18 protein-coding genes and 1 pseudogene are annotated in these 20,810 nt (G+C 67.1%); 5 read left to right on the top strand and 14 right to left on the bottom strand.

All coding sequences use genetic code 11. The features are described from left to right. Nucleotides 1–137: 137 nt before the first annotated feature. Entirely contained in the window at nt 138–1,079 is a 942-nt protein-coding gene (locus ABZZ22_RS05815) for an RNA polymerase sigma-70 factor (protein ID WP_354927736.1), read from the bottom strand. Between the two features lie 146 nt (nt 1,080–1,225). Between ABZZ22_RS05815 and ABZZ22_RS05810 the strand changes: the two genes are divergently transcribed. Both ABZZ22_RS05810 and ABZZ22_RS05805 read left to right on the top strand, forming a co-directional pair. After that, nucleotides 1,226–1,783 (top strand): GNAT family N-acetyltransferase, encoded by a 558-nt coding sequence (locus ABZZ22_RS05810; protein WP_354927733.1) that lies wholly within the window; start codon nt 1,226–1,228, stop codon nt 1,781–1,783. A gap of 17 nt (nt 1,784–1,800) precedes the next feature. Then, complete coding sequence (locus ABZZ22_RS05805) at nt 1,801–2,640, top strand: chromosome condensation regulator (protein WP_354927730.1); 840 nt, start codon at nt 1,801–1,803, stop codon at nt 2,638–2,640. A gap of 36 nt (nt 2,641–2,676) precedes the next feature. On the opposite strand, the gene ABZZ22_RS05800 is transcribed toward ABZZ22_RS05805, so the two are convergent. The 4 genes from ABZZ22_RS05800 to ABZZ22_RS05785 all read right to left on the bottom strand — a co-directional run bounded on the left by ABZZ22_RS05800 (nt 2,677) and on the right by ABZZ22_RS05785 (nt 7,751). Beyond that, nucleotides 2,677–3,534: a phosphatidylinositol-specific phospholipase C/glycerophosphodiester phosphodiesterase family protein gene (locus tag ABZZ22_RS05800; RefSeq protein WP_354927727.1), complete on the bottom strand. Its 858-nt coding sequence runs from the start codon at nt 3,532–3,534 to the stop codon at nt 2,677–2,679. A gap of 128 nt (nt 3,535–3,662) precedes the next feature. After that, on the bottom strand, nt 3,663–4,853 hold the full coding sequence (locus ABZZ22_RS05795) for an FAD-dependent oxidoreductase (protein ID WP_354927724.1): 1,191 nt from the start codon (nt 4,851–4,853) through the stop codon (nt 3,663–3,665). Between the two features lie 98 nt (nt 4,854–4,951). Beyond that, nucleotides 4,952–7,030: a family 20 glycosylhydrolase gene (locus ABZZ22_RS05790; RefSeq protein WP_354927721.1), complete on the bottom strand. Its 2,079-nt coding sequence runs from the start codon at nt 7,028–7,030 to the stop codon at nt 4,952–4,954. 148 nt (nt 7,031–7,178) lie between these two features. Further along, a complete protein-coding gene (locus ABZZ22_RS05785) occupies nt 7,179–7,751 on the bottom strand; it encodes a TetR/AcrR family transcriptional regulator (protein ID WP_354927718.1) in 573 nt (190 codons plus the stop codon). Between the two features lie 169 nt (nt 7,752–7,920). Here ABZZ22_RS05785 and ABZZ22_RS05780 point away from each other — a divergent pair, with 169 nt between their 5' ends. From ABZZ22_RS05780 to betT, 3 genes are all read left to right on the top strand, one after another. After that, on the top strand, nt 7,921–9,423 hold the full coding sequence (locus ABZZ22_RS05780; RefSeq protein ID WP_354927715.1) for an aldehyde dehydrogenase family protein: 1,503 nt from the start codon (nt 7,921–7,923) through the stop codon (nt 9,421–9,423). 1 nt (nt 9,424) lies between these two features. Continuing rightward, on the top strand, nt 9,425–11,161 hold the full coding sequence (gene betA, locus ABZZ22_RS05775) for a choline dehydrogenase (protein ID WP_354927713.1): 1,737 nt from the start codon (nt 9,425–9,427) through the stop codon (nt 11,159–11,161). A 69-nt stretch (nt 11,162–11,230) separates the two neighbouring features. Further along, a complete protein-coding gene (gene betT / locus ABZZ22_RS05770; RefSeq protein WP_354927711.1) occupies nt 11,231–13,237 on the top strand; it encodes a choline BCCT transporter BetT in 2,007 nt (668 codons plus the stop codon). Here betT and ABZZ22_RS05765 read toward each other — a convergent pair. The 9 genes and pseudogenes from ABZZ22_RS05765 to ABZZ22_RS05725 form a co-directional block, all read right to left on the bottom strand. Continuing rightward, a pseudogene (locus tag ABZZ22_RS05765) lies at nt 13,158–13,556 on the bottom strand (tautomerase family protein); the annotation flags it as partial. The gene betT and the pseudogene ABZZ22_RS05765 overlap by 80 nt on opposite strands. A 139-nt stretch (nt 13,557–13,695) precedes the next feature. Further along, nucleotides 13,696–14,463, bottom strand: coding sequence for a VOC family protein (locus ABZZ22_RS05760; protein ID WP_354927709.1), 768 nt, complete (start codon nt 14,461–14,463; stop codon nt 13,696–13,698). Nucleotides 14,464–14,567: 104 nt separating this feature from the next. After that, nucleotides 14,568–15,155 (bottom strand): carboxymuconolactone decarboxylase family protein, encoded by a 588-nt coding sequence (locus tag ABZZ22_RS05755; RefSeq protein WP_354927707.1) that lies wholly within the window; start codon nt 15,153–15,155, stop codon nt 14,568–14,570. Beyond that, nucleotides 15,152–15,526 carry a hypothetical protein gene (locus ABZZ22_RS05750; protein WP_354927705.1) on the bottom strand — a complete coding sequence of 125 codons (375 nt, stop codon included), beginning with the start codon at nt 15,524–15,526 and terminating at the stop codon, nt 15,152–15,154. Before ABZZ22_RS05750 ends, ABZZ22_RS05755 begins: the two co-directional genes overlap by 4 nt. A gap of 47 nt (nt 15,527–15,573) precedes the next feature. Then, entirely contained in the window at nt 15,574–15,714 is a 141-nt protein-coding gene (locus tag ABZZ22_RS05745) for a hypothetical protein (protein ID WP_354927703.1), read from the bottom strand. Between the two features lie 260 nt (nt 15,715–15,974). Next, nucleotides 15,975–16,892 (bottom strand): MBL fold metallo-hydrolase, encoded by a 918-nt coding sequence (locus ABZZ22_RS05740; RefSeq protein ID WP_354927701.1) that lies wholly within the window; start codon nt 16,890–16,892, stop codon nt 15,975–15,977. Between the two features lie 170 nt (nt 16,893–17,062). Further along, nucleotides 17,063–17,965, bottom strand: a complete 903-nt coding sequence (locus ABZZ22_RS05735) for an MBL fold metallo-hydrolase (RefSeq protein ID WP_354927699.1) — start codon at nt 17,963–17,965, stop codon at nt 17,063–17,065. Between the two features lie 149 nt (nt 17,966–18,114). Further along, nucleotides 18,115–19,899: a long-chain fatty acid--CoA ligase gene (locus ABZZ22_RS05730; RefSeq protein WP_354927697.1), complete on the bottom strand. Its 1,785-nt coding sequence runs from the start codon at nt 19,897–19,899 to the stop codon at nt 18,115–18,117. A gap of 358 nt (nt 19,900–20,257) precedes the next feature. After that, nucleotides 20,258–20,743 (bottom strand): tautomerase family protein, encoded by a 486-nt coding sequence (locus tag ABZZ22_RS05725; RefSeq protein ID WP_354927695.1) that lies wholly within the window; start codon nt 20,741–20,743, stop codon nt 20,258–20,260. Nucleotides 20,744–20,810 lie beyond the last annotated feature (67 nt).

The raw sequence follows: 20,810 nt of genomic DNA, 5'->3' as shown, positions 1-20,810 counted from the left end.
CCCCGTCTTCCGCCCCCGCGCCCGGGCGGCCGGCCCCCTATTTACCCCCGCCCCCGCTTTTCTTTTGTTGGGCGACGAAAGTAGAGTTTCGTCGCCCACAACTACCGATTCGACCCGCAAGTTCTGCAGTTTCGGCGTCAGCGGCCGCGACGGTGGCGGTTGCGGCGGCGTGCGGCGTCCTTCAGGTCGGCCACCGGACCGAGGTGGCCCAGCTTCTCGGGGTTGGTGACCGAGCGGATCCGCTGGATCTGGCCGTCGAGGATGTCGAGCGTCCAGGTGCCGAGGATGGAGCCGTCGGCATCGCGCAGGATGGCCCCCGGCTCGCCGTTGAGCTCGCGCTCCTCCAGGCGGGCGCCGATGGCGAGCAGCGGCGGCACCGCCGCGACCAGGATGCGCGCCGCCTTCTCCGCTCCGAACCGGCCGCCGGAGCCACCGGCCACGCCACCACCGTCGTTGACGGTCTCGACATCGGCCGCCAGCAGCGCCTGGAGCTGGTCGAGATCTCCGTCGCGCAGCGCCTCGAAGAATCGGCCGGAGAGCTCGACCCTCTTGCGTCGGTCGGCCTCGAACCGCGGCTTGCCCTCGTCCATGTGACGACGTGCCCGCGAGGCGAGCTGTCGGCAGGCGGCCTCGGAGCGGTCGACCGCCACGGCGATGTCGGCGAAGCCGAAGTGGAAGACCTCGCGCAGCACGAAGACCGCCCGCTCCAGCGGGCTGAGCCGTTCCAGGAGCAGCAGCGCGGCCATCGACACCGAGTCGGCCAGCTCGGTCGCACGCTCAGGGCTTGCATAGATGTCCGCGACCTCATCGGCGTGGGCGTCGGTGAGCAGCGGTTCGGGGAACCACGGCCCGACGTACGTCTCCCGGCGCACCCGTGCCGAGCGCAGCACGTCGAGCGAGATGCGCGTGACCACGGTGGACATGTAGGCCTTCAGCGACTCGGGCTCGGTCGGGCTCGCGGCCAACCGGATCCAGCTCTCCTGCACCGCATCCTCCGCCTCGCTCACGCTGCCGAGGATCCGGTAGGCGATCGAGAACAGCAGCGGGCGCAGCTCCTCGAACTCTGCTTCAGGTGTCATGAAAGGTCCTCCTCGGTCCATCTTGCCCTCTAGGACGAGGCAGCGCCGAGGACTGTGACACGGTGCCCGGGAACGGCGCCCCATCGGGCCGTACGTCTGCCGGAAAGCGTTCGACGCAATGCCGGGCGTGCTGGGACGATGAGGCCGTGACAGTCGAGGAAGATGAAGTGCTGGGTTCCGGCACCGTGCGCCGAGTGCGAGCCGAGGAGTGGCAGGCCATCCGGGACCTGCGGCTCGAGGCGCTGCGCGACCCGATTGCCCACCTCGCCTACCTCGAGCGACTCGAAGACGCTCTCCAGCGGCCGGACAGCTATTGGCGGGAGCAGGCGCAGACGGCCGCCGCCGGCACTGCCGTAGGGAAGTTCGTCGCGGTCGACGCTCACGGTGAGCTCGCCGGGACGGTGACGGCACTCGTGACGGCGCCGGGCGAGCCCGATTACATCGGCGAGACGAGTCCGCACCCGCGCGCCGCCCTCGTGGGCGTCTACGTGCGGCCTGCCCGGCGCGGCGGCGGCGTCCTTGAAGCGCTTCTCTCGCAGACGGAGGCATGGCTGCAGGAGATCAGTGTCCGGCAGGTGCGCCTCCACGTCAACGAGGACAACGTCCGCGCGCAGGGTGCCTATCGCAAGTGCGGTTACGTCGACACCGGCACGCGGGTCGAGATGGTCGACGGGGTGAACCACGAGATGGTCCGCGAACTCTGATCGATCAGGCTGCTGTCGTGAATCAGCTCATCGCGGCCGGGCCACGTCATTCGCTCGGCGTGGGCACGGGCGGAACGGTGGTCGCTGCCGGCGTCGGCAAGGCGGGGGAGTGCCGCACCGATGACTGGACTGATGTGGTCGGGGTAGCGGCCGGCAATGTGCACACGGCCTCGAACACCGGGCGGTCCCACAGTGTCGGGCTCCGCGCCGACGGCACTGTGGTGGCGACGGGCTGGAACAACGAGGGTCAGTGCGAGGTGGGCTCCTGGCGCGAGGTGACCGCCGTCGCCGCCGGCTGGCGTCGCACGCTGGGGCTGCGCGCCGACGGCACGGTGCTCGCCGTGGGGAGGCTCGCCGAAGGCGCCGGCGAGGTGAGCTCGTGGCGCGAGATCGTCGCGCTGGCCTGCGGCGACTGGCACTCGGTCGGCCTCAGGGCGGACAGGACCGTGACGGCCGTGGGGAACGGTCACCGTGGGCAGTGTGCCGTCGATGCTTGGTATGACGTGGTCGCCGTCGCGGCCGGCTACCTCCACACGGTCGGCCTGACCAGCTCGGGGCGCGTGCTCGCGGTCGGCGATCGCAGCGCCTGGGCGGGCGGCGTCGAGACCTGGCGCGATGTCGTACGAGTGGCCGCCGGGAGCTACCACACCGTCGCAGTCACCACCGACGGCCGAGCATTGGCCGCCGGTGGCAACGAGGCCGGCCAATGCGACGTCGCCGACTGGCGCGAGATCGTCGCGGTGGCCGCAGGGTCCCGGCACACGCTCGGACTGCGGGCAGACGGGACCGTCCTCGCCGCCGGGAGCAACGAGCACGGTCAGTGCGACGTCGATGGATGGCCGCCGATCCGGCGGTGAGCTGCCCGCTGTCGGTTCGCGGTCAGGCTCTGTCGGTCAGGCTCTGTCGGTCAGGAAGGCATCGAGGGCGGCGAGGTCGTCGGTGTTGATGTGGTCGACCCCGGCTGCGAGCAGCTCGGTCCAGACTGCTTCGCGCGCGGGGCCGTCGTTGTCCGGCGTCGCCCAGAACCGCACCCGGTAGCCCTGGGCGTGAGCGTGGTCGACGATCTCGTGAAGCTTGCGGCGCTCGGTATCGGGCATCGGGCCGACGCCCTGCCAGACGAAGACCTTGGTCCAGTTGTCGCTGACCAGCGGCATCAGCGAGGCCGGTATGCCGGAGCGGAGGTCGCTCATCCGGCCGTCGTAGAAGCCGAACCGCTCGGTCGCGCTCCGCATCGTCTCCAACGGCCGGTCACCGCTGATGACCGCCTCGACCGGACCGTCCTTGACGATGCCGTTCTCGTAGCGGGTGAAGAGCTCCTCATGGGCTCCGAGCTCCTTCTCGATCGCCGCGTACGTCGCTTCGCCGGTGTTCTTGATGTCGATCAGGAGCTGGAAGGTGCCGTCGTAGCCCGGGTAGACATCGCGTCCCTTGCTACGGACGAGCTTCTTGAGCGGGGCGAGGTAGAGCCTCTCCAGCGTCCGCGCCGGGTCGAGGTCCTCCGCGTCGTGCGCCACCAGGAGCTCGCCGTCGACCAGCCACACGTCGGCCTCGACACTGGTGAAGCCGCTGGCCAGGGCGTCGAGGAGGGGACGGCCGTGCTCGTAGTCGTTGTGGGCGTGCGCCTGCGGGTGCGGCGTACCGAGGTCGGCGAAGGTCCGCGTGGAGTCGGTCGTGCTCGCCGTGGCGGCAGTGGGGGAGAGGAACGCGGCCGCGGCGAGCACCGCGGTCAGCGATCGGACGAAGGTACGCATCGGGATCTCTTTCGGTGAGGGTGGCCCTCAACCTGGCGGTGGCGCGTGATCCCGTGGCAACCGCCGTACGACCGCTGCCTGAACTCCTTCCGAATCCGCCGGACGAGACCTCAGTCGAGGCGGCTGGGCTACCGGACCAGCGGTGTCACCGCTGCCGCCTGGACGCGGGCGGCACGCGACCCGTCTTTGAACCCGATCGCGGAGCCTGGACGACGGGCCTCCATCGCCAGGGCCCAGACCGTGCTGCGGCAGATCAGCTCCTTCACCTTCGCCGCGGGCATGCCACGGAGGCGGGCCCCCACGGCGGAGTCGTCGCGGCGGGCGAAGTTCACCAGGCCGAGCCCGCGACCGATGCTGATGCACTGCCCCACGAAGCCGATGCTGACCGCCTCAGGGGTCGCGCCCGCGAGCCGGGCGAGCACCGTCTCCGCGGCCAGCGGCCCGAGCTGGTTGGCGGCCTGGCAGCTCATCCGGTAGGCCAGCCCCGACGGCGCCGCGGCGTCGCCGGTCGCGATGATCCTGTCGTCGTCGACACTGGTGAGGGTCTCGTCGGTGACCAGCCGGCCGGCCTCGTCGGTGGACAGCCCGCTGCGGCGCGCCAGGTCCGGCGTGGTGAACCCGGCGGTCCAGATCGTCACCGAGCTGGTCAGCTCGCGGTCGTTGTCCAGGCGTACGCGGCCGTCCAGCACCTCCGCCACCCGGGCGCCGTCGACGATGCCGACGCCCAGCCGGCGCAGGGCGCGCTCGGCATCTGTGCGGCCCTTCTCGTGCAGCCACGGGCCGAGCCTGTCTCCGCAGATCAGCGCCACGTTGCGGCCGGCCTCTGCGAGCTCGGAGGAGACCTCGATGCCGGTCGGGCCACCACCGACGACGACCACCGGTGCATCGGCGGGCGTCGCGTCCAGCGCGGCCCGCAGGCGGGTCGCCTCCTCGAAGGTCGCGACGCCGAAGGCGTGCTCGTGCGCGCCCGCCACCCGCGGGTCGCCGGTGCTGCCGACGGCGTAGACCAGATAGTCGTACGCCACCTCCTGCCCGTCCTCGAGTGCGACCGTCCGGGCACCGGCATCGACGGCGCTGACCGTGCCGACGAGCAGACGGACCCGCGGACTCAGGATGTCGGCATAGGCCACCACCGCATCGGACGATCCGGCCAGGAGTTGGTGCAGCCGGATCCGCTCGACGAAATGGTCGCGCGGGTTGACCAGGGTGATCTCGATGTCCTCGCGCTTGGTGAGTCGGTTGGCGGCCATCACGCCGGCGTACCCGCCGCCGACGACCACGACCCGACTCCTGCTGAAGGCTTCTTCTTGGTTGCTCATACCCCAAGGACACCGAGCACGCGAGATCTGTGACATCGGGAGGTTGTGAAGCTGAGGGTGAGCCATAGGCCACTCTCAGCTTCACAACCTCCACTCGATCAGGAGACCGTGACGGTGAACCTCGCCGTCGAGCCGTCGGAGGCCGTGATCTTGCCGCGATACTTCCCCGGGGAGTCGTACGCATGAGCAGCCGTCACCGCATAGACCCCGGCAGCGTGGAGCGAATCCCGGGGTTCAGACGCGGTGAACCGTGCGGGGACCGGAGCCGACCCGTCCCCGAAGTCGACTGTCGCGGTGAGCGGTGCGGTCAGCGACGAGCCACCGGTGCCGTCCGCGTCGTCGACCTCGTCGACGGCGACCGCGGTCCCGTCCGTCTTGGTCCCGGGGGCGGCGAGCAGTCCGACCGACACCGATCCGACCGACCCTGCCGACACCGCAGCATCGGTCCCGGCCAGCTCCGTCGACCAAGCGATCTGCGGCCCGTCGTAGAAGTTGGTGCCGGCGGCAGCAAGTCGCGGACCGACCGAGGCGAGCCGCGCCGCGAAGTCCGACGGCGAGCGCCGCGACTCGGCGGTCCAGCCGTTCTCCCCGTGCGCCAGGGCGCGTGGGAAGATCATGAACTCGGCCTGGTCGACGCCCCGGATCGTCTCGGACCACAGCGGCGCCTCGGTGCCGAGGATGTGCTCGTCCCCGACGCCCGCGATGACCTCCTGCGGGCTCCAGTCGTAGTAGTGCGCGACGTCGCAGTCGCCCGAGCACGCCCAGGAGAGTCCGATCGGCGTCTTCGGGTGATACTTCATGTCGAGGTAGGACGTGTTGCCCGGCGAGACGAGCAGCTTGGCGCCATCCTCGATCACGGCGCGCTTCGCGTGCTCGGTCGTGCCGGCCCAGTACTGAACACCATCACCGGCGGTGAGCCCGGACTCGGCGTACTCGTTCCAGCCGATCGTCTTCTTCCCGAGTCCGTGGACGATCGCGAGCGCCCGCTCGACGAACGCCACGTAGCCCTCGTGGCCATATCGCTGCGTCATCGCGTGCGACTCGTCGCCGCCGACATGCAGGAACTCGGACGGCGTCAGCGCAGCGAGCTGTGAGAAGACGTGCTGGATGAACGTATAGGTCACCTCGGAGGTCGGATCGAGATAGGAGTAGCCGACGTCGATGGTCCCGTTGTGTGGTGCCACCGGCTCGTCCTCGGTCGCCGGGTGACTCGACCCGGCGGTGTTGAGCTGTGGGATCGCGGCCAGGGCGGCATTCGTGTGGCCGGGGATGTCGATCTCGGGGATGATCTCGATCTCGCGCTCGGCGGCATACCGCACCAGCGAGCGATAGTCGTCCTGGGTGTAGAACCCGGTGTGGCCGTCGGCGCTCTGATACGGGTTGCCGAGCACCGCGGTCGCACCCGAGACCCGGGTCAGGGCCGTGTAGTCGATGTCGTCGTCGGCCGCCCGACCGGAGTTGGTGATGTCGATCCGCCACCCTTGGTCGTCGGCCAGGTGCATGTGCAGCACCGAGATCTTGGCCGCCGCTGCGGCGTCGATGACCTGCTTCACCTCGTCGACCTCGAGGAACGAGCGGGCGACATCGAGCATGATCCCGCGATAGCTGAACCGCGGCGCGTCCAGGATCGAGACGGCCGGCACGGTCCAGTCTGTGTTCACCTGGACGGTCGATGAGGCAAACGCCGGCAGCAGCTGACGCAGCGTCTGGGTGCCGTTGAACAGCCCGTGGCGACTCGCCCCGGTGACCTTGACCCCTTTGGCCGTCGAGGAGATCTTGTACGCCTCCGGGTTGCCCTCGACCTCGCCGAACCCGGCCTTGGGGTCGATGGTCAGGACGACATCGCGACGGGTCGGCCTACCGGCGACGACCGGGAGGCCGAAGCCGGTCGCCGGGCGCAGTTCGGCCGCCAAGAGAACGCCGACCTCGTCTGCGTCAGCGCCACGGGCGACGATCCGGGCCTGCTTGGTCAGGACGAAACCGGGCCCCTTTTTCGCGCGCACCTGGAGCGGGTTCGGCACCAGACCGGGCACTGGTGCCTCCGCTGTGCTCGGGCGCTCGGCCCGTGGCTGGGCCGTGGCTGGTGAGGTGGTCGACGCGGCGATGAGCATGGCGGCGACGCCGACGGCCAACGCCGTCGTCAGAATTTGGATAGAGCCCGAACGAATCATGCGCATGCCTCCATGGATGGCGAACTCGGTCGACCATCGAGGCTAGCGGTGTTGGCGCCGCGGCGTCGCGGAAATCAGCGATCGTGGTTCGACCTCTGTCCAGGATCCGGGAGTGTGACGTCGACTGGAGCGGTCCGCGGAGGGGGTGCGTGGTTCAGGCCAGAGCGGCGACGGCATCGGCTAGATCAGCGACGGACCGGGAACGCTCGGGGAGGCTGCCGTCAGGACCCATGCTGAGCTGGAAGCCCATGAAGGCGGCGTCGATGACGTGGGCAGCCCGTTCTGCGACGGCGGGATCCACGCCGGACTTGTCCAAGTGCGCGATGAGTGCGCCCATCCACAGTGTGTTGGCCTCGCGGACCGCTGAGACGTACGGCTCCCTGCCGAAGAGACCGAGCGCGGCCGCCTCCACATAGATCCAGCTGCACCGGTCGCCCTCCATCACGGCCCACAGGTCATAGACGGCGGTTCGCAGGTCCTTCGAGGGCTCGAGCGCGGCGACCTCGGCGACCGACCGCTCGTTGGACGTGCGGAGCACGTCGGCGACCAGCTGGTCCTTGGTGCCGAAGTGGTAGAGCAGGACCCGGTTGCTGGTGCCCAGCTCGGCGGCGAGCGGGCGCAGGCTCAGGCCGATCAGTCCGTGCTCGTGGACGTAGTCGGTCGCCAGCTCGGCCCAGGCGGCACGGCGCTGTGGATCTTTGGCGGGCGCGGTACGCGCGGTCGTCATGCGGTGACTCTAACAACCGGCGGTAGCGATTTGTATCAGTTGGAACAATTTTGTACCACCTGCAACAATCTTGTCCCGTCAATCCCTTGACCTGGCCCTTCATGTCCACGCAGGATCAGATGTATTCACCCGCGGTTGCCTGTTGAGCGACCCCGACGCCGGAGGTTGTATGAGCCAGATCTACATCGACGGACGCTGGTTGCCCGCGCAGTCGGGCGACGAGCGGGAGATCCGCTGTCCCGCCGACGGCGCGGTCGTCGGAACCGTCGCGGAGGCTGGAGCCGAGGACACCCGGGCCGCGATCGCCGCGGCGCGGAACGCCTTCGACAGTGGCGAGTGGCCGGCAACGCCCGCGCGAGAACGGGGCGACCTTCTGCTGCGGGTCGCCGACCTGCTCGAGCGGGACACCGCGATCGTCGCCCGCGCGGAGTCGCTCGACACCGGAAAGCGACTGGTGGAGAGCGAGTACGACGTGGCCGACGTGGTCTCGGTCTTCCGTCACTTCGGGCACATCGCCACCGAGGAAGCCGGGCGCGTGGTCGACACCGGGAACCCGAGCGTGAAGAGCCGGATCGTGCACGAGCCGGTCGGCGTCTGCGGGCTGATCACCCCGTGGAACTACCCGCTGCTGCAGGTGGCGTGGAAGGTCGCGCCGTGCCTGGCCGCGGGCAACACGTTCGTGCTCAAGCCCAGCGAGATCACGCCGCACACCGCCATCCACCTGATGAAGGTGCTCGAGGAGGCCGGCCTGCCGGCCGGCGTCGGCAACCTGGTGCTCGGCGAGGGCCCGACCGCGGGCGCCCCGCTGTCGGAGGACCCGCGCGTCGACCTGGTCTCCTTCACCGGTGGTCTGGCCACCGGCAAGCGGCTGATGGTGAACGCCGCGGACACGGTGAAGAAGATCGCCCTCGAGCTCGGCGGCAAGAACCCCAACATCGTCTTCGCCGACTCCGACCTGGAGACGGCGCTCGACTTCGCGCTGACCGCGGTCTTCCTCCACTCCGGCCAGGTCTGCTCCGCAGGCGCTCGGCTGATCATCGAGGAGTCGATCAAGGAGAAGTTCGTCGAGGAGCTGGTCGCCCGCGCCGAGCAGATCCGCCTCGGCGGCCCGTTCGACGACGCTGCCGAGACCGGGCCGCTGACCAGCAGCGCCCACCGCGACAAGGTCGAGGCGTACGTCGCGAAGGGCCTCGCTGAGGGCGCCACCCTCCGCACCGGCGGCAAGCGCCCCGACGACCCCGCGCTGGCCGACGGCTTCTACTACCTGCCCACCATCCTGGACGACTGCACCACCGAGATGAGTGTGACCCAGGACGAGTCCTTCGGGCCGGTCCTCACCGTGGAGACCTTCACCGACGAGGACGACGCCGTCCGCATCGCCAACGACTCCATCTACGGGCTCGCCGGCGCCGTGTGGACCAGCGACGGCGGCCGTGCCGAGCGCGTCGCCGCCAAGCTCAGGATGGGCACCGTCTGGATCAACGACTACCACCCGTACGTCGCCCAGGCCGAGTGGGGCGGCTACAAGCAGTCCGGGATCGGCCGCGAGCTCGGCCAGGCCGGGCTCGAGGAGTACCGCGAGACCAAGCACATCTGGCACAACATCGACCCGAGCCCGCAGCACTGGTTCGCACCCCGCGCCCAGGAAACCGGCACAGCGAAGGAGAACTGAGATGACCGCGACGTACGACTTCGTCATCGTCGGTGGCGGCTCGGCCGGCTCGGCGATCGCCAACCGGCTCAGCGCCGACCCCGGCACGAAGGTGCTGGTGCTGGAGGCCGGTCACAGCGACTTCAAGATCGACCCGTTCATCCACATGCCGGCGGCGCTGCCGTTCCCGATCGGCTCGAAGCTCTACGACTGGGGCTACGAGACCGATCCCGAGCCGCACCTGGGCGGTCGCAAGGTCTACCACGCCCGCGGCAAGCTCCTCGGTGGATCGAGCTCGATCAACGGGATGATCTTCCAGCGCGGCAACCCGATGGACTTCGAGCGCTGGGCGGCCGACCCGGGCATGGAGACCTGGGACTACCGCCACTGCCTGCCCTACTTCAAGCGCATGGAGAGCCGCTTCCTCGAGGACGGCACCTCCGGCGCCGACCAGTGGCGCGGTGGCTCCGGTCCGCTCCACCTCGAGCGCGGGCCCGCGTCCAACCCGCTCTTCTCGGCGTTCTTCGAGGCCGCCCAGGAGGCCGGCTACCCGCTGACCGACGACGTCAACGGCTATCGCCAGGAGGGCTTCGCGCCCTTCGACCGCAACGTGAAGGACGGCCGCCGCTGGTCTGCTGCGCGGGCCTACCTGCACCCGGTCATGAATCGCCCCAACCTCACCGTCGAGACCTTCGCGCACGCGACGAAGATCCGCTTCGACACCTCCGGCGACGTCCCGCGGGTGACCGGTCTGGACTACGTCCGCGGCGTCGGGCGCGCCCGCAAGGACCACTTCGTCCGCGCCAAGGAGGTCATCTGCTGCGGCGGCGCGATCAACACCCCGCAGCTGCTCCAGCTCTCCGGGGTGGGCGAGGAGTCCCTGCTGCGCTCGAACGGGATCGACGTCGTGCACAACCTCCCGGGCGTGGGGGAGAACCTCCAGGACCACCTCGAGGTCTACATCCAGTACGCCTCCAAGCAGCCGGTCTCGATCGCCCCCGGCCTGGTGTGGCACCAGCGGCCCAAGATCGCCTGGCAGTGGCTCTTCCAGAAGAAGGGGCTGGGCGCGACCAACCACTTCGAGGGCGGCGGCTTCGCGCGGTCGAACGAGGACGTGGACTGGCCCAACCTGATGTTCCACTTCCTGCCGATCGCGATCCGCTACGACGGGTCGATGGCTCCCGGTCAGGAGAAGGGCCAGCACGGCTACCAGGTGCACATCGGCCCGATGTACGCCGACACCCGCGGTCACGTCCGGATCAAGTCCGACGACCCCTTCGAGCACCCCTCGATGCTGTTCAACTACCTCTCCACCCCCAACGACCGCCGCGAGTGGGTCGAGGCGGTGCGGGTGGCCCGCAACATCCTCAACCAGCCCGCCTTCGCCTCCTTCAACGCCGGCGAGATGTCCCCGGGCCCGTCGGTGGAGACCGACGAGGAGATCCTCGAGTGGGTCCGCAAGGACGCCGAGACCGCGCTGCACCCCTCGTGCACCGCGGCGATGGGCACCGGCGAGATGGCGGTGACCGACCCCACCTCGATGAAGGTCCACGGCACCGAGGGGCTGCGGGTCGTGGATGCGAGCGTCTTCCCCTACGTCACCAACGGCAACATCTACGCACCGGTGATGATGGTCGCCGAGAAGGCCGCCGACCTGATCGCGGGCAACACCCCGCTGGCACCCTCCGACGTTCCCTACTACCGCCACCGCGACGACTCGCCGCTGTGGCCGGCGGGGGATCCGCGCAACCAGTCCTGAGACCTGACCGACCAAAGCCGGCGCCGGGTGGACTAGGGTGCCGGGCACCCTAACCGGAGGAGACAGCTCATGCCGGAGACGATCGACCCATCGCGTACGCCGATGGGTGAACCCGCCGCTGACCCAGACGAGATCCCGACGACGAAGCCGGAGCTGAACAAGACCGTCTTCTTCGGCTCCGCCGGGGTCGTGGTCGCGTTCACGCTCTTCACGTTGCTCGCACCTGACACCGCGGGCGCCGCCATCGGACATGTCGTCGGATGGATCTCGACGTACTTCGGCTGGTGGTACTTCACGCTCGCCGCTGCCTTGATCGCGTTCGTCCTGTTCATCTGCCTGTCCCGCTACGGGCGGATCCGGCTGGGCCCGGAGGAGTCGCGGCCGGAGTACTCGATGTTCACCTGGACCGCGATGCTCTTCGCGGCCGGCATCGGCGCGGACCTGATGTTCTACTCGGTCGCCGAGCCGGTATCGCAGTACCTCACCCCGCCCACCGGCGAGGGCAGCACCATCGCCGCCGCCGAGCAGGCGGTCACCTGGACGCTGTTCCACTACGGCCTGTCCGGCTGGGCGATGTATGCGGTCATGGGCATGGCGCTGGGCTACTTCTCCTTCCGCCACGGGCTGCCGCTCTCGATCCGTTCCGCGCTCTACCCGATCTTCGGCAAGCGGATCCACGGGCGGCTCGGTGACAGCATCGACCTGGCCGCGGTCCTCGGCACCATCTTCGGTATCGCGACCTCGCTCGGCATCTCCATCGCCCTGCTCAACGCCGGCCTCAACGTCCTCTTCGACATCCCCGAGGGCCGCGGCGCGCAGGTCGGGCTCGTGGTGGTCGCGGTGCTGCTCGGCACCATCTCGGCGATCTCCGGGGTCGACAAGGGCATCCGCCGGATCTCCGAGCTCAACGTGCTGCTCTCGGTCGCGCTGATGCTCTATGTGCTCTTCTCCGACAACACCGCGTTCCTGCTCAACTCGCTGGTGATGAACCTGGGTGACTATCTCGTGCACCTGCCCGGGATGAGCTTCGACACGATGCCTTACGACACCGTCGAGAACCCCGACGTCGGCGCCTGGAAGAACCTCTGGACCCTCTTCTTCTGGGCCTGGTGGGTGGCCTGGGCGCCGTTCGTCGGCCTGTTCCTCGCCAGGATCTCGCGTGGCCGGACGATCCGGCAGTTCCTGGTCGGCGTGATGATGATCCCGTTCGGCTTCATCCTGCTGTGGGTCTCGATCTTCGGTAACAGCGCTCTGGGCCGGATCCGAGGCGGCGACGCCGAGTTCGGCGAGCTGACCAACGGCAACTACGCGCAGGGCTTCTACGTCTTCCTCGAGGCCTACCCGGCGGCGACTCTGGTGATCGCGGTCGCCACCTTGACCGGTTTCCTCTACTACGTCACCTCGGCCGACTCCGGCGCGCTGGTGATGGGCAACTTCACCTCACGTCTGCCACACCCGATGGCCGACTGCTCGGTGCCGGTACGGATCTTCTGGTCCTTCGCGATCGGTGCGCTCACGCTGGCGCTGATGTTCGCCGGCGGCGACGCGTGGCTCACGACTCTGACCAATGCGACGATCATCATGGGTCTGCCGTTCTCGATCGTGCTCGCACTGGTCGCGGTCGGGCTCTATCGATCGCTACGGCTGGAGTCGTTCAAGACCGAGAGCGTGCGCTACGCGCTCCCGGCCGCGATCTCCTCGGCTCGGCTGGGAGGGACAGCCGATGGCGGCGTACGTCCGTCGCTGTCGCAGCGGCTGCGTCGTTCGGTCGCCTACCCCACGGCCAGGGACACCGAGCGGTTCATCAGCTCGGTCGCGAAGCCGGTCCTGGCGCTGCGGCACGCACCCCGGGTCTTCGTACAGGCAGGTGCCCGTTTCAGGCAGTGGCCGCCACCTGCGGGTCGTCGCTCACTTCCTCGGCGGTGTACGGCGAGCTCTGGTTCTCCTCGTACCAACGCCGCTCTGCCACGGAGTAGGGGGGCGGCGGCGTCATGCCGTCGATCTGCCAGGTTTCGAACGGCGCGGTCTCGACGTGGAACTCCACCTCGTAGCCGCGGTCTGCCATGTACGGCTTGAGCAACCCGTTGACGTTCTCGAAGTACCGTCGGAGGATCTCCTCGACAGTGATGCCCGCTAGGGCCGCGGCCCCCTCGTTCGTGCGGGCGATGTGGACGACCTCGATCTGGACGAATTTGTCGCGCGACTCACCGCCGACGTAGAAGTCCTCAGCCTTGACCTCGTGGAAGACCACTGAGGTATAGAACTTCGGCAGCTCGAAACCGAAGTTCTCCTTCGACCAGTCGGACGAGTAGATGTTGGTGATCTTCTCGGCCAGCTCAGCCTTCTCTTCGGATGTGAACGCGTTCTCCGGGATAAGCAACTGCCACAGCGGCATCGGAAGCTCCTTGTACATGATGGGTGAATGTGCTGCCGGTCACACCTAACGTATGAAGATGCGACGTCCGTCACCTAGGTGGAACTTGCCGAACACCGGTACAGAATTGACATGGTCCCGCCCCTGTGCTTGCGCGAGCTCAGGCGCGTACGAAATCGACGCCACAGATGGTGACGTCGGCCTCGAGCCCCTCAACGTGAAAGGCTGTGATGCCGTCGCGCTCGCCCGTGATGAAGTGCAACTCGCCGCCGTCCAGCGCGATTCGGTCTCCGTCGGCTTCCGCACCGAGGACGGCTGCCCACCTGCTCGCCAGCTTCGCCGGCTCGCGAGCTGTCAAGGTCGCACCGGTCACACGGCCAGGACCTGTCTCGGCCGGTGCCTCGGCGATCCACCCGGGGCCGGCCCAACGCCACGACGCCGACTCCTCCATCCGGTCGACCGCGACGATCGCGCCCGGCACGTCGACGGGATGCAGGTGAATGTCGGTGTCGCCCTCGCGATCCAGCTCGTAGATGACGCGCAAACCGAGCTGCTTGATTCGAGCGCGGGCGGCGGCGATGTCGTCGACCTGAAACATCGCCATGTAGCCACCATCGCCACCGAGCCGCTCCAGGTGGCGGCCGGCTGCCGTGTTTTCCTCGACCGGGGAGATGACCTCGACAAACGTGTCACCGAGTGGCAAGACGGCGTTGTGGAGACCGAACTGGGCCACCTCCGGGTCGCGGAAAGGATCGCCGAGCGGGAGCTCCGCCCGAAGCATCTCAACGGCCGCGTCGAGGTCGCGCGCGACGATAGTGGCCTGACGGAAACGGAGCATGCGTGTTGCTGTCATAGTTGCAATTTTATGGATCGCCCTCCCGATCGAATCGTCAAAAATTGCCGAACATAGGTACAGGGTCGCCAACATCGGCGTGATGTTCGCCGGGCTACGGCGGCAGGCGCGTGGCTCATCCCACAATCCGGATGCTGTATTCCGGGGGTCGCCATCCTCGTAACGCGGTGTCCGCGCCTTCAGCGCAGCAGGAAACCCGGCATCCGGTACCCGTTGATGCGCAGGAAGCGGGCGTCTCGCCGAAGCTCGCGGTACGAGCGGTGCTCGAAGCCCAGGGCGTCAGCGACCCGGTTCACGGTGTTGAACGCGAAGGCCACGTAGACCGCCTCAGCGAGGGCCGCGTCATCGACGCCTGCGGCTCGGGCCGCTGCCACGAGCTCGGGCCCGACGCGGTCCGGATCCGTTGTCAGTGCGTCGACGAACTCTGCCGCGGCCATCGCACGGGCTCCGAATCTGCCGTCTCGCCATGATTCGTCCACAGCGATGCCGAGCGCCGACCCGGCAATGGCACCGTGGGTGCCGATACAGAAAGCGCACGAGTTCGCCTGCGACACGACCGCGGCGAAAAGCTCACGTTCCCCGACGCTCCAGCCCGAACGGCCTCGGAGTGCGAGCTGGGCAAGAGCCATGAACGGGCGGCCGAAGAACTCCGCACGGCGCATGGAGACCTTGCCGACGTCGTTGATCGGCGACCCCAGCAGGCCGGTGACGGCCAGGAACGCGCGCTGGGCGGGCCGGCGGCCGATCTCGTAGCTGGAGAGCCTCATCGCTGACCCGCTGCCGGCTCGAGAAGCGCCAAGCCGGCGGCCAACCGCCGCTGGCCCTCACCGAGCGCAGCGGCCACCGTGAGTTCGAAGATCGCATCGTCGGACAGCCCGTGCGCGCGCAGCGCGGTGATGTCCGCATCGGTGACGCGATAAGCGCGTTGGCGCACCATCGCGAGGTACTGGGCGAGGACCGGCTCTTCGACCACGCCGTCATACGCGCAGCGACGCAGCTGCCCGGAAGTGGTTGCCGAGGTGATGTCCGGGCCGGCCTCGAGGACGGCATCGTGGAGGCGGCGCGCGGCGTCGGCGAGTCGATCGAGACGCCGTCTCGGTCGCGTGGCCCAGTGCGGCATTCGGGTTCTCTTACTCATGGTTCTCCTCGTGTTCCTGGGTGTTGATGTGGCTGGAGCAGACAGGCTCAGCCAGGACTGGCCTGGCTCCTCACCCAGTCGTTGTAGAAGTCGGGCATCACGGACGCCTGCCCTTGGAAGTCGGGCTTCCGCTTCTCCAAGAAGGCCGCCACGCCTTCCTTGCCGTCGCCGACGCTGCTCCAGAACATGGCAAGCGAATCGATCCGGTGAGCGTCAGTAGGGTGCGACAGGGTGCCGTTGCGCCGCACCATCTGGCGACTCAGGACTACCGCGGCTAGGACCGACCCAGGGTCCAGGAATCTGCGACCCGTACGGCTTCGGTCAGCAGATCCTCGCCCAGCCGCGCTCCGCACCGGCTGCGGCGCATGCCGCAACTCCGTGAAGGTCCAGCATGACGAACCGGACCTTCACGGCAGCGATCACGAAGATGAAGAAATCACGCTTGACCTCACCCTGCGTCGGGCTCGATGTCCGCTGCTGTCTGGCCGGTCTCGCGGTACTGGAGTACGCTCCCGGCGGAGAACTGCAGGCTCCAGAGATTGCCGTGGTGGGGGTACTTCTCCGTCATGATGGTCACCAGCTCCTCGACGTCCTTGGCGACCTCATAGGCAGCTGCGAAGTCCTGGATGTAGGCACGCGTCTGCGCGATCATCGTCTCAACGGCGTAGTCGTCGCCATCGGGCCTGCGGTGTCCGGCCACGATCATGCGGGGGTTCAGGCTCTCCACAAGGTCGACGGTCTCGAGCCAGTCCGACCATTCCTCCGGTGTGGAGAGGCCGAGCATCGGGTGGATCTCGTTGTAGATGGAGTCACCGGCGACCACGACGTCGATATCGGGCACGTGCACGATCGAGGTGGGATGGATGTCGGCCTGCTTCACCTCGATGATCTTCACCGGTGACCCGTCGACGAACAGGGTCCGTCCTTCGATTGGGTCCGGGAGCGGCCCCGGCGTCACGCAGGCGTCGCCGAAGAGCATCGCCCACTGCTGCGTGTGCAGGTCCATCCCTTCCTTGATGGCCTCGACCACGTGCGGCATTGCAACGCACTTTGCGCCTGGGAATCGCTCGAGGAGCGGTCCGAAACCGGCGTAGTGGTCGGGGTGCGCATGGGTGATGTAGATCGCCGTCAACGACTTGCCTGTGCGTTCGATCAGGTCCCCGAGCTCTCGGACGTCGTCCTTGAGGTAGAGAGCGTCGATCAGAACCGCCTCGGTCGGACCGCTGATGAGGGTCGCGCTGGTGGGCGAAAAAGTACCGGTCGGCATCTCGGGCCAATCGCCCGCGGGGACATTGGGCCACCGGCCCACGAAGGCCGTGGCGCGGATCGGTGGAGTGGCTTCTGGTGATCGCTTTTCAACGTCCACGACGTACTACCTCCTGGGTTGAACTTGTGTTGCCGGTCACACCCAACGTACGAAGATGCGAAGTCCGCCACGTAGGCCGAACCCGCCGAACACCGGTACAGAAATGACACACGACCGGCGGCGTCGAGTGGGACGTCCGAATATTCCGCCAAACGGGGACTGCCTCAAACCTACTCCGCGTCACGCGCCGCGAACGCAGCGAAGGCGGAGAACGACAGCGTCCAAACCTGTCCGTGGTAAGGGAACTTCTCCGTCATGATGGCAGTCAGCTCCTGGGCGTCCTTCGCAACCTCGAACGCGGCTGCGAACTGCTGGATGTAAGCGCGGGTTTGCGCGATCATGGTGTCGACCGCGTAGTCGTCGCCATCGGGCCTGCGGTGTCCGGCCACGATCATGCGGGGGTTCAGGCTCTCCACGAGGTCCACGGTCTCGAGCCAGTCCGACCATTCCTCCGGTGTGGAGAGGCCGAGCATCGGGTGGATCTCGTTGTAGATCGCGTCACCGGCGACCACGACGTCGATATCGGGCACGTGCACGATCGTGGTGGGATGGACGTCGGCCTGCTTGACCTCGATGATCTTCAGCGGGGATCCGTCGACGTAGAACGTGTCGCCCTCGAACGGGTCGGGAAGCGCGCCGTAGGGAACGCTGGTGTCGCCGAACATCATCTCCCATAGCTCGGCATACTCGGCCATGGCCCCGGGCATCGCCTCGACGACATGTGGCAGCGCAATGCACTTCGCTTCGGGGAACCGCTCCTTCAACGGACCAATGCCCAGGTAGTGATCAGGGTGCGCATGCGTGATGTAGATCGTGGTGAGGGTCTTTCCCGTGCGCTCGATCAGATCACCAAGCTCTCGAACGTCGTCCTTGAGGTACTGGGCGTCGATGAGAACTGCCTCGGTCTGGCCGCTCACGATGGTGGATGAGGAGGGCGGAAAAGTCCCGGTCTCTATTCCGGGATAGGGAGCCCGGATCTCCGGCCACCGACCGTTGAACACCGTTGCGCGGATCTTCGGTTTGGCCGGCGTCGATTCGGATTTTGCGTCCGACGATCTAGCGTCTGTATCCATGATATTCCTCCAGGTTGCGGGTTTGGGGTAGGGATCTATTCCCAGCGTATGAGCAGGGACTTCAATGACGTCATGTGGAGCGGCAGCACGAAACTGGCCTTCTCAGGTTGGAAGTCACCGCCGGCACGACTCGTTCGTCGACGGGCGCGTCATGTCGAGTACAGTTCGTCGATCTGAGTGGCGTACTTTGTCGTGACGATCCTGCGTTTGAGCTTCATCGTAGGCGTGAGCTCGTCGCCTCCGGGCAGCCAGTAATCTTCGACCACCCTGAACTTCTTGATCTGCTCCACCCTGGAAAGTTGCGAGTTTGCGAGATCGACCGCGGCTGCAACCTCGGCGATGACGGCCGGATCGCTTGCCGATCTCCCGGCAGCCGCCTCGGGGTCGAGGGAGATCAACGCGACGTTGTAGAGCCGCCCGTCACCGATACAGGCGACCGGCCCGATCAGCGGGCTGCTCGACCGCAACCGTGATTCGATATTCGCCGGGGACATGTTCTTGCCGGCCGCATTGATGATGATCTCCTTCTTGCGATCGACGATCCGCACGTAGCCGTCCTCGTCGATCGTCCCGATGTCACCGGAATGGAGCCACCCGTCCGTATCAATCGCCTCGGCGGTCTGGTCAGGCTTATTGCGATAGCCACGCATGACCGTCGCTCCACGAACGAGCAGCTCCCCGTCCTCGGCGACTGCCACCTCGATACCGGGCAAGGGTAGCCCCACCGTTCCCTCCCTTATGGCGGCGCGCGGATTGATGGTGATGGCAAGGGACGTTTCGCTCATGCCCCACACTTCGCAGATGGGAACACCGATTGCCGAGAAGAAATCGAACACGTCGCGAGGAGTCGGGGCCGATCCAGAGAGGACCCAATCTATTTCCTCTAAGCCCAGCATTCGACGGAACCGGTCACCGACGAGCGCGGCCGCGACCGATGCCTGGATGTCGAAGATCTTGCCGAGAGAACGGTTGTCGCGTCCGGCCTGCGCCTTCTTGATCCCGATGTCGATGGCCCAGCGCAGCAGCGCGCGCCGTGCCGAGTTGGGGTCGGCCTCGAGCTGCGCCTCCAACTTGGCCTTGGCCTTCTCCCAGATACGGGGCACCGGATGGAACACCGTCGGACGCACCTGCGCGACGGCATCCAGCACCTCGCCGCCGACAGCACACGTCGTGACAGTGAATCCCCAGGTCATCAGAGCGCAATAGTGCGAACCCCACCGATCACCGATGTGTGCGGAGGGCAGGAAGGAGATGAAGCGACCGCCCGACATGGTGGGCATTGCTTCTTGCAGGGCGCGAATCTGACTCATTAAGTTGTGGTGAGTGAGTTCCACACCCTTGGGTGGACCCGTGGTTCCAGAGGTGTAGATGAGCGTGAGGACGTCATCAGGACTGACCGCCGACCACGTTGCGTCGAAATCGAAGTCGGGGTCAGCTACTGCTTCTACATCCTCGAGGCTGAGCATCCCCTCCGGTGCGCCGTCGACGACCACGATCATGTCGAGCGGGATGCCGCCATCGCGCACGGCCACGAGGCGGTCGACGAACGCTCGCTCGGTGATCACAATTCTGTTCGCGGCGTCGCTGAAGAGATATTCGATCTGGTTGGGTGCCGAGGTGTTGTAGATGGAGAACGGTAGGGCGCCCAGGTGCATGGCGGCCAGGTCGACGATGTGAAACTCTGGCCGATTCGTGAGCATGATGGCGACGGTGTCGCCGGGCCGAACACCCAGCGCTGCCAGGCCGGCCGTCAGGCGTCGGACTCGCTCCGAGAGGGCACCGAATGTTAGGGAGACGCCTCCGTCGACCGTGCGCACAGCGACTTGGTCGGCCCGCGCGGCGGCGGTGATCTGGAACGCCTCGCACAGGGTCGAGGCCTGTAGCGCCTGGGTGAACGCCTCGTCGGGATCGACAGCGGCTTCGAGTACGTGCATGTGTGGTTTCTGCCTCTCCATGTGATCGCTCGCTGCGGCAGAGAGCGATCCCTACCATTTCAATTCCAACGGTGTTTGCTGATGAAAGTCGCACCGGGCACCGCGGAGCCCCGGAGGTGGGGTCGAACCTGTTTGACCGCAAAAATCAACCAATGACGTTCGCGCCCGGAAATGCTTGGCGGCGAATTGCTCAATGATCTCGGTTCCACCCAGGTCCCAGCGCTCGTGACCCGCGTCATGAATCCGAACTCGGCCGGCATGGTGTCGTGTTGAACGGCCCGACGGCCCGGGCCTCTGGGTAGCAGAGACCCGGGGCGGGAATACGGAGCGTTTGGTCAGGCTGCGTGTCGCTAGGTATTCAGCCCCTGGGATCGACCAGCCCCACGATCTGGCCATCCCCGCTGAGACCCACCGTTTCGGTCCAGTCGAACGGGGATGGCTTGTTGTCCTTCATCCACCGCTTCTCCGCCGGTGAACGGAACGGCGGCGGGGTGAACCCGTCGACCGTCCACAGCTCGGCCGGCATCTCCCCGATGCTCATTTCCCAAACGTGTCCCCGGCCGTCGAGCCAAGGCCTGATGGTCTCGGTCAGCATGTTCATGATGAACTCCTGCATCACCTTGCCTTCGATCGCTCGTGCGATGTGTTCCACCTGGATGCGAACAAAGTTGCCGTCAGCCTCGCCACCCCTGAACGCGTTCCTCTTCTCCACCTCGTAGAAGAACACGTCGCAGTAGAACGCCGGCATTTCTGCCGCGTAGCGAGCTGTGATGGCCTTCGCGAAGTCCTCCTTGTCCTGATCGGTGTAGGCCCCAACAGGGTGGTGGATTCTCCAGAACGGCATGATTATTTCTCCTTTGATTTGTGAAACGAGTGCTCACAGTTTTGACGACCACGCCCGGATTGAATGA

Source organism: Nocardioides sp. NPDC006273 (genome assembly GCF_040613495.1).
Lineage (GTDB): Bacteria > Actinomycetota > Actinomycetes > Propionibacteriales > Nocardioidaceae > Nocardioides.
This window is presented reverse-complemented; position numbering and strand designations above follow the sequence as displayed.